12 protein-coding genes are annotated in these 15,236 nt (G+C 61.0%); 1 reads left to right on the top strand and 11 read right to left on the bottom strand.

Translation table 11 applies throughout. The features are described 5' to 3' along the window. Nucleotides 1–179: 179 nt before the first annotated feature. The 6 genes from VJV58_RS01770 to VJV58_RS01795 all read right to left on the bottom strand — a co-directional run bounded on the left by VJV58_RS01770 (nucleotide 180) and on the right by VJV58_RS01795 (nucleotide 7,376). Nucleotides 180–1,247 carry an ABC transporter substrate-binding protein gene (locus VJV58_RS01770; RefSeq protein ID WP_324135600.1) on the bottom strand — a complete coding sequence of 356 codons (1,068 nt, stop codon included), beginning with the start codon at nucleotides 1,245–1,247 and terminating at the stop codon, nucleotides 180–182. Between the two features lie 19 nt (nucleotides 1,248–1,266). Next, the gene (locus VJV58_RS01775; RefSeq protein WP_324135601.1) at nucleotides 1,267–2,328 is read right to left on the bottom strand and encodes an ABC transporter ATP-binding protein; all 1,062 of its coding nucleotides are present in this window, start codon (nucleotides 2,326–2,328) and stop codon (nucleotides 1,267–1,269) included. 120 nt (nucleotides 2,329–2,448) lie between these two features. Then, nucleotides 2,449–3,636 carry a pyridoxal-phosphate-dependent aminotransferase family protein gene (locus VJV58_RS01780; protein ID WP_324135602.1) on the bottom strand — a complete coding sequence of 396 codons (1,188 nt, stop codon included), beginning with the start codon at nucleotides 3,634–3,636 and terminating at the stop codon, nucleotides 2,449–2,451. Nucleotides 3,637–3,741: 105 nt separating this feature from the next. Continuing rightward, the gene (locus VJV58_RS01785) at nucleotides 3,742–4,527 is read right to left on the bottom strand and encodes an LssY C-terminal domain-containing protein (RefSeq protein WP_324135611.1); all 786 of its coding nucleotides are present in this window, start codon (nucleotides 4,525–4,527) and stop codon (nucleotides 3,742–3,744) included. Between the two features lie 212 nt (nucleotides 4,528–4,739). Continuing rightward, a complete protein-coding gene (locus tag VJV58_RS01790; protein WP_324135603.1) occupies nucleotides 4,740–5,465 on the bottom strand; it encodes a thermonuclease family protein in 726 nt (241 codons plus the stop codon). Between the two features lie 177 nt (nucleotides 5,466–5,642). After that, complete coding sequence (locus VJV58_RS01795) at nucleotides 5,643–7,376, bottom strand: hypothetical protein (RefSeq protein ID WP_324135604.1); 1,734 nt, start codon at nucleotides 7,374–7,376, stop codon at nucleotides 5,643–5,645. 455 nt (nucleotides 7,377–7,831) lie between these two features. On the opposite strand from VJV58_RS01795, the gene VJV58_RS01800 reads away from it, so the two are divergent. Further along, nucleotides 7,832–8,710 (top strand): caspase family protein, encoded by an 879-nt coding sequence (locus VJV58_RS01800; RefSeq protein ID WP_324135605.1) that lies wholly within the window; start codon nucleotides 7,832–7,834, stop codon nucleotides 8,708–8,710. A gap of 108 nt (nucleotides 8,711–8,818) precedes the next feature. Here VJV58_RS01800 and VJV58_RS01805 read toward each other — a convergent pair whose 3' ends face one another. The 5 genes from VJV58_RS01805 to VJV58_RS01825 all read right to left on the bottom strand — a co-directional run. After that, nucleotides 8,819–9,100 carry a GIY-YIG nuclease family protein gene (locus VJV58_RS01805; RefSeq protein ID WP_324135606.1) on the bottom strand — a complete coding sequence of 94 codons (282 nt, stop codon included), beginning with the start codon at nucleotides 9,098–9,100 and terminating at the stop codon, nucleotides 8,819–8,821. A 286-nt stretch (nucleotides 9,101–9,386) separates the two neighbouring features. Next, on the bottom strand, nucleotides 9,387–10,289 hold the full coding sequence (locus VJV58_RS01810; protein WP_324135607.1) for an efflux RND transporter periplasmic adaptor subunit: 903 nt from the start codon (nucleotides 10,287–10,289) through the stop codon (nucleotides 9,387–9,389). A gap of 107 nt (nucleotides 10,290–10,396) precedes the next feature. Next, nucleotides 10,397–12,442, bottom strand: a complete 2,046-nt coding sequence (locus VJV58_RS01815; RefSeq protein ID WP_324135608.1) for a GYF domain-containing protein — start codon at nucleotides 12,440–12,442, stop codon at nucleotides 10,397–10,399. A 1,167-nt stretch (nucleotides 12,443–13,609) separates the two neighbouring features. Next, nucleotides 13,610–13,906 (bottom strand): hypothetical protein, encoded by a 297-nt coding sequence (locus tag VJV58_RS01820; protein ID WP_324135609.1) that lies wholly within the window; start codon nucleotides 13,904–13,906, stop codon nucleotides 13,610–13,612. Nucleotides 13,907–14,032: 126 nt separating this feature from the next. Next, nucleotides 14,033–15,236: efflux RND transporter permease subunit (locus VJV58_RS01825; protein WP_324135610.1), on the bottom strand; the 1,204-nt coding region annotated here is incomplete at its 5' end.

The following is a 15,236-nucleotide window of genomic DNA, read 5'->3' on the forward strand; positions in this document are numbered from 1 at the left end:
CATCAGTATCAGCACAATCAGGCATGCCGCGAACAGCCACAGCACCGGTTTGGTCCAATCGACCCTGCCGCGGGTGCCGTCGATTGCAGTCGTTGTGCTCATTGGCTCTCAACTCTGAAGTGTTTCTCGTCGGCGCATAGCGCCACAGCAGCTATTCGTGCGGTGCGGGGCCGGCGTCTTCACACCCGAAAAAGCCGTGCATAACGGGTCTTGATCTCGTCCGCCATTTGCTCGACGCCTGCAGCGTCTTCCTTCATCAGCTTGATCTCGGAGATCTTGCGACGCCCGGGTTTGGAATGCACCTGCGCGTGAACCGAATGTTGCGCGGTGAAGTCGATGAAGAACTGCTGGGTTTCGCGTGTGTGCAGCCAGGCCTGAAATAGCCGGGCGGCATCGGGATGTGGCGCGCTGGCGAAAATTCCGGTCGGGCCTGAGATGGTCGGCGTGCCCTCGCTCGGATAGACCGGCTCGACCGGCTGACTGGCTTCCTTCAACAGCACGACGCCGTATTCGTTGCCGTCGGCCATCACGGCGCGCTCACCGAGCGACAGCTTCTTCGGCGGATCGGTCGACGACTGCACCTGCATCACACGCTGCCTGGCCAGCTTCTCAAAATATCCCCAGCCGAGTTCGCGCACCATCTGGAAGGTTGCCGTCATGATGGTGCCGCTATAGGCGGGATGACCTTTCACCATCTTGCCCGCCCATGTCGCGTCGAGCAGATCGGCGAAACTCCTGGGTGCATCTTCCGGCTTCACAAGATTGGTATTGTAGGCAATCGAAGACAGCCAGATACGCGTGGTGGCGAACATGCCGTCCGGATCGCGATACTCCGGCGGAAAATATTTGGCGATGTCTTCGGAGACGAATGGCGCGAGCCAGCCGCTCTTTTTCCACGGAATAAAATGCGATGCATCCGAACTGTTGATCACGTCGGCGGCGTGGATATTGCTCGCAAATTCCTGGGCTACCCGCTGAAACAGGCGCTCCGATCCGGAACGCTCGATCTGCACGGCAATGCCTGGATATTGCGCTTCGAACGCCTTGCCCAATTTTTCGCCGACCGGAAGATCCATCGACGAGTAGAAGACGACCTTGGCTTCCTGGCGCGCGGCCTCGATCAGGCCAGGTGTAATGACGACCGCAGGCGGCGCCTCGGCACGCGCGGCGGAAGCAAAGATGCTGCCTATCGCGAGCGCGGTTGACCCTTTCAGAATGCCGCGTCTGGAGAAGCCTGGCTTTCTCATTGGATCCTCCAACTCGCTATCATCGGCTCAGCGCGCGGCAGCGCTCGGGCGGGAGCGTAAGCCAGACTTCCGTGCCCCTCGGCACGGCGTTGTCGGTCGATGTGACGATGCGCAACGTCGTGCCATCGTTGGTCTCGACCATGTAGTCACGGCTTGCGCCGAGGAAAACCTGCCGTGTCACGATCGCCTTGACCGCATTCGCGCTCGTTTGGGGCGGTCGCGTCGAAAGCTGAATATCGTGCTGACGGATGGCGACCACGGCAGGCGCGCCCGGGTCGAGCTTCGCGCCGCTCACCTGCAGGGTCGCTCCGGAAAACGAAATGTGATCATGGTCGCGCGCGGTGCCGTTAATGACGTTGCTGGCGCCGATGAAGCGCGCCACGAATTCGGATTGAGGCCGATCGTAGATATCTTCCGGGGTGCCGAGCTGATCGATTTTTCCGGCGTTCATCACCGCGATCAGGTCGGCCGTGGTCATCGCCTCCGACTGATCGTGGGTCACGTAAACCGTCGTGTAGCGATACTCGTCATGCAGGCGGCGAATTTCGAACCGCATCTCCTCGCGCAAATTCGCGTCGAGATTGGACAAGGGTTCGTCGAGCAACAGCGTCTCCGGTTCGACGATCAAGGCGCGCGCGAGCGCGACGCGCTGCTGCTGCCCGCCCGACAATTCACCGGGATAACGCTGCGCGAGAGGCTCGAGCCTGGTGGTTTGAAGGATCTCCTTGAGCTTTTTCGCCATGGTCTCGCGAGGGAGCTTTCGCAGGCGCAGCCCATAAAGGATATTTTCCGCAACGCTCATGTGAGGCCAAAGCGCGTAGCTCTGGAAGATCATAGACATCTTGCGCTGCTCGGGCGGCAGCGTGCGCGCGGTCGATGACACGATGCGATCGCCGACGTTGATCTCGCCTTCTGACGGTTCGAGAAAACCGGCGATCAGCCGGAGCGTGGTGGTTTTGCCGCAGCCCGAGGGACCCAGCAGACAGACCAGCTGCCCGTGATCGATACGCAGCGAAACGTTGTCGACCACGGCGAGCGATCCGAATCGCTTGGTCAGGCCGCGCAATTCAACGGACGCCAATCACTTGCCTCCCGATACCTTGCGCGTGCCTCCGAGAACAGGTGCGCCGCGCGCGGCCTCTATTTACCGTTGATCGATCTAAACACGAATATCAACAGGCCGAAAAGGCATCCGCCGTGATCACGCGCTTACGGTTTCGCCAAGCCATTCGATGGCGGCTTCAACACCGCCCTTGCCATGCGGGATATCCAGCGCATTGAGGCCGACTTCGACAACGCCGAGCGTGCCGAGGATCATCGGGGCGTTGACGTGTCCCATATGCGCGATGCGGAACGCCTGGCCATGCAATTCGCCGATGCCGACCCCCAGCACAACGCCGCATTTTTCCTTGCAATAACGATGCAGCGCGTCCGGCTCGTGGCCGCCTCCCATCACAACTGTCGTCACCGTGTCGGATCGCTCGGCAGGCTCGGCGATGTTGAAACCCAGTACCTGACCCTCGGCCCACGTCGAGACAGCGCGCCGTACCGCCTCGGCCAGCAGGCGATGGCGCAGAAACACATTCTCGAGCTTCTCATCGAAAATCATGTCGATCGCCTGGCGCAGTGCGAACAGCAGATGAACCGGCGCGGTGCCGGCATATTTGCGATAGTGCTCGGCGCCGTCGCGTTCGGTCCAGTCCCAATAAGGCGTCCGTAGATCGGCCTTCTTGTGCACTTCACGGGCGCGATCGTTGGCTGCGACGAAGCCGAGACCGGGCGGCGTCATCAGGCCTTTCTGCGAGCCGGACATGGCGACGTCGATGCCCCATGCGTCCATCTCGAACGGCATGCAGGCAAGCGAGGCCACCGCATCGACCATGAACAGCGCCGGATGACCGGCGGCTTTGATCGCCTTGCCGATCGCTTCGAGGTCATTGTAAGCGCCGGACGCAGTATCGACCTGCACCGCGAGGATGGCCTTGATGGTGTGATTCTTGTCTCGCCGCAGCCGGGCTTCGACATCGGCCGGGCGGATCGCGCGACGCCAGTCGCCCTTCATCACTTCGACGTCGGCGCCCATTGCCGCAGCCGCCTGGCCCCAGCCGATCGCAAACCGGCCGCTCTCCAGCACCAGCACCTTGTCGCCGCGCGACAGCACATTGCTGAGCGCCGCTTCCCACGCGCCGTGGCCGTTGGAGATGTAGATGTAGGAATTGGCCTTGGTTGCGAACAGCCTGGAGATATCGCCGAGCAAAGATTTCGTCAGTTCGACCATCTGATCGGAGTAAATGTCGAGCGCCGGACGATGCATCGCCCGCAGCACTTCGTCGGGCATGGTAGTAGGGCCGGGGATTGCCAGGAATTCCCGGCCCGCGCGGACGACCATTGTTTTTGTTCCTTATCCTGTGTTCCAGCAAGGGATGCAGGGGATTGGCGGGAAATTCAAGCCGGCGCAGCATGCTATAGCGCAATAACACCGCCGCCCCGTTACCTATTTCTTCAATGCATTCGCCACCGCATGCCAGATCTGATCCTTGATCTCGGTCGCGGACGGGCTCGGAATGATGCTCGCGGGCCCTGTCCGCCTCGCGCAGGCGATGACCAGGCGAAGAATCCAGACCTCGCCATCGGTGTAATAGAGATCGCCGCCGCCATTGCGCCCGTCCATGGTCGGCCCAATCCCGGTCACCTGGTATTTCGCCTCCACCATCCCGGCGTTTTCGAGGTCGGTCGCCAGCAGTGTTCGTTCGGCGTCGATATCGGGGGCGATGTGGTGGGTGATGGCGCCGGTATAATGGCTGACTCCGACGCTGCGGTCGTAGGTTACGGCGCCGAGCCAGACTGGCCGCTGCTCCTGGCCCTGCGCCAGCACATTCCAGAAGCGGACATGATGCCGGCGATCGGCGCTATGGCCGACCGGCTTCTCGAATGCAAGGTCCTCGCGACGGTCCAGATAAAACAGCGGACTCACTGGTGCATCGAGATAGGGCCGATCCAGCAGCACGCTTCCGGCGATCTCGATTGATGATCGAAGCGTGACCGGATCGGCGGGATACCAGCCCGCCGCCTGCATGGCGCAGAGCACGTCCTTGTTGTCGCCGACCAGCCCGACATTGATCGGATCACCGGGGATGCCTTGCGCAGTGCGCGTCACCATCGGCAGGTTGGCGAGGCCTCTCTGATGCTCGTAATGCGTCCACAATGCCGGCAGCGCCAGATAGGCAAGCAGCGCATAGGCGCCAACCAGCGCCAGCGCGAGCAGCAGCACTCGCTCCAGCCGTGCATGGTCCGGCGATGATTTGGCGTGCACGCTGTTAGGATCGGTCACGCCCGCGCTCCGAGACGGCGAAGATGTCCAAACAGCCAGAGTACCGGCCCATGCGCGTCAATGCCAGCGTTAGCGAAGCAATGCATGTTGGTGCTGCTAGTAAATGGCTGGATTGCTTCGTCGCGTTCGCTCGATCACGGCAAACAGCAGACGTGGGCTCGTTATCGCCTGGTCTCGCGACAGCCTGCGGCTTCGGCCTCTTCGGTCGAACAGAACCAGCGCGTGCCCTTGCTGATTTTCATCCTGATTTGCGCATACCAGCGGCTGGTCGGCTTGTGATAAATGCATTCGCCCGCGGTGTTGACGTTGCCCTTGATGGTGCAGTCCGGCGAGGGTGCGACCGGCCCGGATGCCGACGCGAGCAGGATCGCGTGCGCATTCGCGGGCGGCTTGGCGGCTCCCAGGATGGTCGTCTTCTTGTTGCGAACACGCCAGTCCCACGGCGCGATGAACGCGCCCTGCCACATCCCGGCCTTGGCCTCGCGCGCGGCCTTTTCATCGGCATCGTAGTCATGGGAAATCCGCGTGTAGGAAAGCGCCCATCCGCTCTTCACCAGCCACTTCTGGATGTCCTCGCCGTTGACCTCGCAGCGCGCCACCAGCCGGCCACGGCGGTCGGTCTGGCGTACGTGACAGGTCCAGCTCGCGTTGTCGACATGCTTGATGAGTTCGTCGCGCGCCGCGATACCACAGGTCCAGCGTTCGCCTGAATTGTTGAGGCAAAGCTGATCGACCGATGGGGCATCGATGCCGCCCAGCCGAATGCGGGTGGTGCCGATCTGGATCTGATCGCCCTCGCGGATTTTGGGCACGCCGGTGATATCGGCGGCTTCGGCGATCGCCGGCAGCAACAGCAATGCAGCCGCCAGAACAAACTTCATGAGCATGCAACGGTCATTGAAAAGGACGAATCGCAGCAAAAGATCACCGAGTCTGGAGTAGATCGCAGCCTCGCGCCAGCGCTCGCGGTCCCGGCTCGGTTCAATTTTGCGCTACTGGCAACGCTTTTGCACATGGCATTCATCGGCGACGATGCATCGCCGGGCCTGCGGTTGACGCGCAACTCACGCCGTGCCGCGCATCAACGTCTTCCGAACCAGCGCCAAGGCCATCAACACGAAGGCGGAGGTGACCTCGGGGCCGCCCACTAAAATCCGCGTCGGGGTCTTCATCTTGTTCCACTCATAGGCCCGAAACGGCCCGCGCCGACCGCCTTCGCCGAAATGGCTGAGAATGCAAGTGAGCGCCGGCGCAAAGCTCACTGGCTCGGCGCCGAGATGGGTAAGCGCGATCAGCGCCAGCGCCGCATCGAACGCGTTCATCTCGTATGCCATCAACTCGTTTTGCACGTACTCAAGCACCCTGGCGCGGATCACATCGAACGCGCCGCCCGGATCGATCGCCACGCGCGCCGCTATCGGGAGCATCAGGAAAGCTGCGTAGCAGCGACCGAAATAGGCACAGTAGAGTTCGGGCAGATAATAGATATGCGAGCGTGGATCGGCGAACGCGCCGCTCTCGGCCAGCCGTCTCTGGAAATCGATGATGCGCGCAATTGTTTCCAGCCGGCGCGGGTTCTCCAGGACTTTCCAGCGCGCGAGATTGCGCAAGCTGACTTCGACGATGTCGATGTTAAGCGTCGGATCGAGATCGTTGCCGAACGGCCGATCGCCGGCAAGATTTTCGATCCAGGTGACGACGCCCCCTTCGTACTCGATGTGGTCGTTGAGCGGCACCGTCACCCGGGGCTCGTTGACACCGGCTACTATCTGATAGCCGGCATAAAAATCCACCAGCGGCTGCGCGAGCATCGGATGCTCCGAGCCGGCCTGTGTGGCCGCCGAGAATGAGCATGCCGTAGTGTCGCAATCCGGCACATAGATCGCGAAGCCGAGATCCTGCTTGATCTGCGCGAACATCTTCGCAAACCGCGGATGCGGCGGCGGTGCCAGCGCGGTCACGACATCGAAGGCGCGGCCGTCCCGCGCGCGAACCTGCTCGCGGCTGGTGACAAGGCAGAATTCGATCATCTTCTGGACAGCCCGCTGCGATGCAGCCTTCTGCTCGGGCGAGGCGAGGCCGGTACCGACAAAGCTCAACAGGGCCTCGGTGAAGAATGCGTCGTAATAGGCTGACCGATGACGGATCTGCACCGGCTCCCACATCGGTTCGGCGATGCCGCGCCAGGGCGGGTTGACGAGGTCGCGAACGGGCGAGCGCGCGATGAAGATCCGCGCCAGGTTGAACATCAAGGTCGAGTTCTTGTAGCCGCGCGAATTGAGCCCGCTCAGCGCCATCAGCAGTTCGCGGCCGCGCACGTCAACGTCGCCGATCAGGTTGAAAGCGGCATAGGCCGGGATGAACCCATTGCGGCCGAATGAGCGCAACAAATGCGCGCCGCAGGCGCGGATCACCAGCTCGATCTCGGCAACGCCTGCCGCGCGCTCGGGCAGGCTTATCGGCTTGCGTGCGGGACGCCGCAGATCGAGCGTATCGAGCAGCGCCGCTACCGGCGCGCCGATCGCGGCCCAGTCCGGCGCCTCCTGGTCGCGCGCCCGAAGCAGCGCCTCGCGCAATGAGTCCAGCCGCGCCTCATCGCGCAGTTCGGGCAGGCCGGTGCGGCGGAGAAGCGGCCGCAGCGCGCGATTGGCCAGCGCGGTCTTGTAGAATTTGGCGAGATGCGGATCGCCGCCGGGCGGGTGGAGCAGCAAGGGATCGCAGAGGTCGTACAGCGAGGGGCCGTCCTTCCGGGCCGTCAGCGCCCGGTAGGCGGCGCCGGCAAAATGCGAAAACCCCATGGGCGTTTCTTTTCCGAATTTCTTCCCGGGCGATCCAGCCAGGCCGCAAAACCGCGCTGATCAGGGTCGGGAGGGGTCGAAACGCCACCCACCGGAATACCTGCAAGTCACTGAAAATTATCCGAATTGGTCAAAAACTCAAATGTGGCCGATGTCCCACACCGCCTTTTTCACATCGTCTTTTGTCCGGAACAACGTCCTGGCTCGATATCTAAGCTATTGAAACACCACCGAACTTTCCGCGCGCGCTCTCTCGGGCCTCGCACACGTCCGAAGCTATCGCCACCGACTACGTCAATAAGGTTGCCGGAACCGTCCCCGCGGGTTAAGACTTCCTTTGCTGCGTCGCCGCAAATTGCGCGCAATTAGCGCCATATTGTGGGGCACCCCCAAAAATCAAATCGACTTCGGCGCCCCCAATTGCGCGCGTTCATGAGTGAGCAGGATAACCCGTGATGAATCTGATCCAGATCAGTAATTCCCGGCGCTCGGTGACGATTGCCACCGCCCTGATTGGCGTGCTGTCGCTGGCGATCGGCGCGCATGCGGCGCTGAACCAGCGCACCACCGTTGTACCCGACGTGGTGAGCGTGGAGCAGAGCGTGGAGATTCCCGGCAAGGCTTCGCGGATCGCGCTGGTGATCGGCAATGGCCACTATCCCGACGCCAATGCGCCGCTGGCGCAGCCGATCAACGATGCGCGCGGCCTGACCACGTCGCTGCGCCACGACGGCTTCGATGTCGAGGTGGTGGAAGACGCCAGCAAGGACGACATGGACCAAGCCATCGGCCGGCTGAAATCGAAGATCAAGCCGGATTCCGTGGTGATGGTGTTTTTCGGCGGCTACGGCATTCAGGTCGGCAGTGAGAATTACATGATCCCCGTCGATGCCGCGATCTGGAAGGAAAGCGATGTCCGCCACAACGGCATCAGCGTTGAATCGGTTCTGGAGATGATGAAAGAGCAGGGCGCCTGCGCCAAGCTTGTGGTCATCGATGCCGCCCGGCGCAATCCGTATGAGCGGCGTTTCCGCGCCTACTCCCACGGGTTGGCGCAGATCAAGGCGCCCGACAACGCGCTGATCCTGACCTCGGCGATGCCGGACAAGGTCGCCGACGATTCCGCCGGCCAGAACTCGGCGTTGATGTCCGAGCTGCTCAACAATCTCACAGACCGGCAACTCGACAAGTCCGACGCCGAGACCGTGTTCGACAACACGCGGCTCGCGGTCGCCAGGGCTTCGGAAGGCGAGCAGGTGCCGTCACTGTCGGGCTTGCTGCAGGAAGATGTGCGTTTCGGTATGACCGAAAATACTGCAAACGCCGGTGGGTAGTTGTGTGACGTAGCACGCAAATGTACGTCGTCCCTGCGAAAGCAGGTACCCCAGCGTGAGCGCACTAGCGCTCATCGCGTCCCCTGACCTGAATTTTGTGTGGACCGGCTAGACCAGCAAATCGCTAAGGTCACGCCATTCAGGGTTCTCGCGTTCGATCAGCTCGATTTTCCAGTCACGCTTCCAGCGCTTTAACTGCTTTTCCCAGCCGATGGCTTCGTCTGGACGTTCATAAGATTCGGCATAAACGAGTCGATAAACGCCGTAAGCTTTGACAAACGAGGAGCCTACACCATTGCGGTGTTCCGCCAAGCGCTTCTGCAACGAGTTTGTCACCCCGATGTACAACGTCCCATGACGCCGGCTCGCGAGAATATAGACGTAGTACATGGTTCGACGCCGGTGAACGTTGCGCTTCGTTTGAGCGCGCTCGCTGCTCATCGCGCTAGTCTTATAAAGATGTCGAACACCTATCGTAACAATAAAGGCCGGTGGCTATGGGTCCCTGCTTTCGCAGGGACGACGATCTCTACGCGTCCGCTACAGCAATGACATAGCACCCAAATCTATCAGCACGTCGTCCCTGCGAACGCAGGGACCCATAACCCCTGACTTGATATTGTGTGGACCGGCTAGACCAGCAAATCGCTTCCATTCGGGGTCCTCGCGCCGCGTCTCACTTCCCCTCAGCGCTCGCGTTCACCGCGCGGACCGGATCGCCCTCGCGCAGCAGCGCACCGGCGCGGGCCACCACGACATCGCCTTCGTTGATGCCGTCGCGGATTTCGACGTCGCCGCCGGAGGTCAGCCCGACTTCGACCCGCTTGGTCTCGACCCGCCCGCGCCGCACCACCTGCACCACGGTGCCGGCCCCGCCATAGAGCACCGCGGTCAGCGGCACCGACACATTGCAGCTCTGCCCGGTTTTGATCAAAGCCCGTCCGGACGAATTCACCAGTAGCCGCCGGTTGGTGATGATGCTGATCAACACCTGACCGAGCTGGACGTTGGGTTCGACCGTCGGCGCCACCCTGCGCACCTTGCCCTCGACCTCGCCGGCGCCGATCACCTTGATCCGCGCGCTCTGGTTGGCCGCGAGCTTGGCGATCGCCTGCACCGGCACCAGGCCGACCAGATCGAATTCGCCGCGCGCGATGATCGCGAACAGCGCCTCGCCCTTGCCCGACGCGATCGCGCCGATCACCGCGGATGATGCCGAGATCAGCCCCGCGACCGGCGCCTGCACCTGCGTGACGCCGCCTTCCGGCTGGGTGAGCCGCGCCAGCGTCTGGCCCGCCGTGACGTTATCGCCCGGCTCGGCCAGAATTTCCGCCACCTTGAGCCCCGGTCGATCGGGTCGCACCGCGGTCTCCTCGCGTGCGATCACGATGCCGGACGCCTCGACGATATCGCCGAAGCAGGACTTCGCCGCCTTGAGCACCGTCACCGCCGCGCCCTTCGGCGCGTCAGTTTCGTCTGCTGCGAGGGAGGGCGAACAGACGAGGGCGAGCAGGAGCAGGGCGGTCGTCAGGGAAGCGAGGCAGTCTCGGGAAGGAGCGAGAGTGGTGAAAGCGTTCATCGGGGTGCGAGCCCTGTTCGACATCACCGTTAGCAGAACGCGGACGTGCTGGCCAAGCGGCAAAAGCGTAGCTCGTATAGCACCACGCTCGCCTGGCCATTGGCTCATTACTTCTCGGCAAAGATCGAACGCATGATAATCGCTGCTTCCCTTTGCGGCAGACGCGCGATTTCGCGGTAGAAAGTCACCGTAGCCTGGCAATAATCTTTATATCTCGCCGGACCGACGGAGTCGCTGGTCAGAAGGTTGAACTTGTCTTTCCCGACGCCTTTTGCAGCGAGCTGGTAGGCTAACTTTTTCCAAAGATCGGCAATAACAGGCGCCGCACTGTCTTGCCGCTCTTTCGCACTGTCGACAATACGCCGATTGATTTCGTTTTCTCTATCAACGAGCGAGGCTGGCAGGTCTGCGACAAAACGAGTTTTAGCGCCACCAGCGGCGGCGTACCGATAGCAGGCAGCCGGGTTCTTCGCGGCCAAAGCCAAGTATTCATCGGCGTAGACGCCTCCCAGGTCTGACAACACGGCATCATCCGCAAGAGGCCGAAGCCTCGAAATGATTGAAAGCATCTTCGCGCGCGCTCCTGCAATCGATTCAGCTTCTGTCTCTCCGTCAATATAGTCATGGTAATAAGTGCTGAGAATTGCGTCATAGTGCTTTGGAAACCTGTCCTTGAGAGTTTGGACAAGCGGCAGCGCTCTTATCAGTATGTCGCCTAGTTCGGCTTTGGTTGCATCCCCACCCAAGCCTGAGAGCGCAAACTCGCTCCCGTCCGACAATCCTGTAATTACATGGGCTGTTGACAAAACTTCAGCTGAAGGTTCCCAAATGTCGGAGTTGGGGGTGGAGAGGGCTTTATCCACGAAGCTTTTATCGAAGCCCGCTGCGATGAAAAGTCGCTTTTGGTCGGCGGTCACATCTTCCAATGACAGTGTTTGCATTCCAGCAAACGCCGGAGCGTGAAATCCCAGGGTAGCGCCCTTTCGGAGGAACCTGTTGCGACCGGCCGCAAATGCGATTGTGCACGCCGAAAAGCAGCCATTGGAAACGTAGGTGTCCACACCATGCGCCTTTAGTACGGCGTTCAGCTTGATGGCTTCGCCAATTCGTCCTCCGACACTGTCGAGATGTACTGTCTTGATTTGGCGGGACGCCTTAAGGACCTTGATGTAGTCATCGGTCAAGCCAAATTTGAAGCCTCCACTAATCTCTGCCTCGGTTCCGTTTCTCATCACCCGGATCGAGTAGGCGGGCACATCGGGATCATCCAAAAAGACGATCCGGGATGTCTCGACTAATTGCGGCCATCCAGCAGTTGAGAAAACACCTACTGAGCTGAAAAGTCCCAATGACAAAGAGATCTTGGCTGCCACTGCCCATCCAGCCCGCTTCCCGATCGATTGACGCCGGGCGATGTGGCGATTTGCTGATCGCCAAGTACCAAAGACAATCCAGACGCTATAAGCGAGTATAGCTAGCCACACGCAGACCAAAAATCCCAGGATTGCGACCGGCTCATATCCGTTGCCGATTCGAAAAAGCAATGCGATGACAGAAACAAGAACGGCAACAGCGATGTTGCCAATGAGTCCAAACAGCCAGTACGAAATTCCGAGAGAATATTCGCCGCGCCAAAAGCGCGCGATGAAATTTTTTCGTCTATTCGGATCGAGCGGCACCTCAACGATAATTTCGGGCTGTTCGAATGTACTCCGGTCCCGTACACTTTTGCGCCGTGACTTCCTGGTTGCGAAATCGACTATCCAACCGACGATGAACGCGACGACGACGCAGGTTGTTAGGCTGCCAACTATGTATCCGATATTTTCGGTGACGCCGTTGCCTCGCCAAGGCGCGTATTTTGCCCCTCTCCATTCAAACAGATAATCGCAAATGAGGACGGATACACCGAAATACACGCCGTAAATGGAATATCGCCGCGTGCTGGAAATATCCACTGGAGCACTCACCAATCTGGTCGGGGCCCCAATGTCGAACAGTTGGCCCACTGGCTGCCAGCCGTCCAACCCGGGACGCCAGACAGCAACGTCATCGCGATCAGGAAATCGCCCGACGAATTGCACCACCTCAGCGCGCGACATGGGCCCGTGTGGGGAAGCGCCATCAAAAACGTACCACGCAGCCGCGTTCAAATCAGTAGCCCCCGTTTCAGTCAGACCAAGGACAATACAAAGCTTACCGGAGTCTGCAACCTATCCGTGCGTAAGCTGCCATTATCAATCGAGCTAATTGGACCAGCCACTGACGTGAGTCCGTGTTCTAGCGAGAAGCGTTGGCCCGATAGACGTTTTCCAAGCAGGTCGACGTCCAAACATATTTTTGAAAGGTTTCGCTTGCTCGCGATTTGCCCGGACGACCAAATCACCCGTTTCCACGTCCAGCCCCATCTTCAAATATTTTCCACTTCGCGATTTACCCAAATCACTTCTATAAGCCGCGCCGTCCTGCCCCACTCAGGGGCGTATCGCGATCGTCACGAACGCGGGGCAGGATGCGATGGCCGCGGCAGCGCTGGCGCGCAAGGGGATTGCAGGGCGGGTCTCCCGTGAGCGATCCCAGGGCGCGATCGACGAACAGCGCATGCTGCGGACGATGAAGTCGTGTCCTGACGCCTCGACGCTGGTGTCAAGTTTTGCGGAGGCGTGTCGGCCCAACCGGGCGCGGACACACCTTTAATCCGCTGACGACGGTGACAATAAAGCCCGATCACCGGGGAGATCACGAAGTAAACCGTTAAAACCATTGCGTGCGGGAATGCCGGGTGATTCCGGTGGACCTCGCGGTGACTACGCTCGTGTGGTTCTACTTTTTCCCACGCGAGGCTGCGGGTGCATCGAGCACCCGGCATTCCCCACGCCCTCGTTTCTTTCGGGCGAAATCATCATGCATGGCTCGGGCAAAATCGCGCCGCGGGATCGCGGAGGTGTGTTTTGGAAATGCGGGTGCTTCATCCTCGCCCTTGTGGCGCGAAAGAGCGCTTTTTCTTATCCCTCCCCCTCTTGTGGGGAGGGCGGGCACATCGTGAGCGGAGCGAACGATGTGACGGGTGGGGGCTGCTTTCGCTAGCGAGATATCGCGCGATCCGTCCGCCACCTAACCCCCACCCGGCGCTTCGCGCCACCCTCCCCACAGGTGGGAGGGATAAGAAGGAGCGAGCTGCTTTCGCAGCGACGAAATCGATCCTCATGGTGAGTTTCGCGGCAACGTCGCGCGTCTCGAACCGAGAGGATTGATTGCGCAAGCGTCGGAGCGAGCTGCGTGGCTGTTTGAAATCTGAATCCAAATACAACGCGAGCGGTCTAGCCCACGTTCGAAGGGCCGCGCGCGTTCCAGTTGCTCCAGCGCGCACTGGCGAGCGTGTGATGGTCGGTGGTGAGAGGACGGCGGGTTTGTCGATCATGCGCGGTGATGATCTCCTGGGATTGGCGGATCTTCCGCTTCACCTCCACAACATCCTTAGGCGGTTGGCCGGTCGATTTTGCGCCGGCAATCTCGCCATAGGCAAAGTTGGCGGTCTCGAGACGTCGCAAGGTCTCACGAAGCCGTGCGATCTGCGCCCGATGCCACGCAATCATGCTGTTGCTGTCTGCAGCCATGTCGGTCTCCCGGAGTCCGGCGCAAGCTTAGCTGATTCGCGCAGCCCGACTATCGGCTTGCAGCCGCCCACTCACAGTCCGAAGCGCACGGCAACGGGTGGAACCCGGCTGCTCGCGCATCGCAGTTCACTCCGCCGCGGGCGAGCGAAGTATCTTCGACGGCCTGTTGCGATCGGCAGGCTGATCCTGCCGCGGCACTTGCGGGTCGGGCGTGGAGACGATCAGCTTCCGGCTAAAGCGCCAACACAGCGCGCCGATGTCGTCCATCAGCATGAACATCGCCGGCACGAATACCAGCGACAGCACGGTGGAGAACAAGAGGCCGCCGATCACCGCCAGCGCCATCGGCGAGCGAAACTCTCCGCCGGCGCCGAACGCCAGCGCCGACGGAATCATGCCGGCGGCCATTGCGATCGTGGTCATGACGATCGGTCGTGCTCGCTTCATGCCGGCGTCGATGATCGCCTCCTCGCGCGGCTTGCCTTCGCGCATCGACTCGACCGCGAACTCCACCAGCATGATGGCGTTTTTGGTGACGATGCCCATCAGCATCAGGATGCCGATCCACACCGGCGTGGTGAGCTGCTTGCCCGTCACCAGCAGCGCCGCTATAGCCCCGCCGATCGAGAGCGGCAGCGAGAACAAAATCGTAATCGGTTGCAGGAAAGTGCCGAACAGCAGCACCAGCACGGCATACACCATCATCAATCCGACGGTAATCGCCCTCGCGAAGCCTTCCGACAGTTCGTTGAGGCTTTCGGCATCGCCGGATGGGCTGACCTTGACGCCTTTCGGCAGCGTCTTCATGACAGGCAATTCGTAAATCTTCCTGGTGGCGTCGCCGAGCGCGGCGGAGCCGACCAGGTCCGCGGCGACCGTCGCCTGACGTTCCCTGTCATAGCGATTGATGCTGGTCGGGCCTTGATCGAGCTTGATGTCGGCCACCACAGACAATGGCACGCCGCCCTTCTCGCCGTGCAGGCCCAGCGGCACGCGCAACTGCTCAAGCAGCGCGAGATCGCCGCGCGCGGCGTCCTCGAGCTGCACGCGGACCGGCACCAGCCGGCCGCCGGCGTCGAACTTCGCCAGCGCCGGGCCGACGTCGCCAATAGTGGCGACGCGGATAGTCTGCGACAGGCTTTCGGTCGAGACGCCGAGGCGCGCGGCGAGATCGGCCTTGGGCTGGATGCGCAGCTCCGGGCGATCGAGCGAAGTCTCCGAGATCACGTCGGAGATGATCGGAATGCGTTTCATCTGCGTCGCCAATTCAGCGGCGACGTTGCTGACGATGTTACTGTCGTTGCCGGTCACGACCAGCGAAATCGCGCGC

Origin of the sequence: Bradyrhizobium sp., assembly GCF_035273305.1 — a bacterium.
GTDB lineage: Bacteria > Pseudomonadota > Alphaproteobacteria > Rhizobiales > Xanthobacteraceae > Bradyrhizobium.

Bases quoted from the DNA above. Each gene is read 5' to 3' on its own strand.
- VJV58_RS01770 (WP_324135600.1), bottom strand. From the start codon at position 1,247: ATGAGAAAGCCAGGCTTCTCCAGACGCGGCATTCTGAAAGGGTCAACC.
- VJV58_RS01780 (WP_324135602.1), bottom strand. From the start codon at position 3,636: ATGGTCGTCCGCGCGGGCCGGGAATTCCTGGCAATCCCCGGCCCTACT.
- VJV58_RS01790 (WP_324135603.1), bottom strand. From the start codon at position 5,465: ATGCTCATGAAGTTTGTTCTGGCGGCTGCATTGCTGTTGCTGCCGGCG.
- VJV58_RS01795 (WP_324135604.1), bottom strand. From the start codon at position 7,376: ATGGGGTTTTCGCATTTTGCCGGCGCCGCCTACCGGGCGCTGACGGCC.
- VJV58_RS01800 (WP_324135605.1), top strand. From the start codon at position 7,832: ATGAATCTGATCCAGATCAGTAATTCCCGGCGCTCGGTGACGATTGCC.
- VJV58_RS01805 (WP_324135606.1), bottom strand. From the start codon at position 9,100: ATGTACTACGTCTATATTCTCGCGAGCCGGCGTCATGGGACGTTGTAC.
- VJV58_RS01810 (WP_324135607.1), bottom strand. From the start codon at position 10,289: ATGAACGCTTTCACCACTCTCGCTCCTTCCCGAGACTGCCTCGCTTCC.
- VJV58_RS01820 (WP_324135609.1), bottom strand. From the start codon at position 13,906: ATGGCTGCAGACAGCAACAGCATGATTGCGTGGCATCGGGCGCAGATC.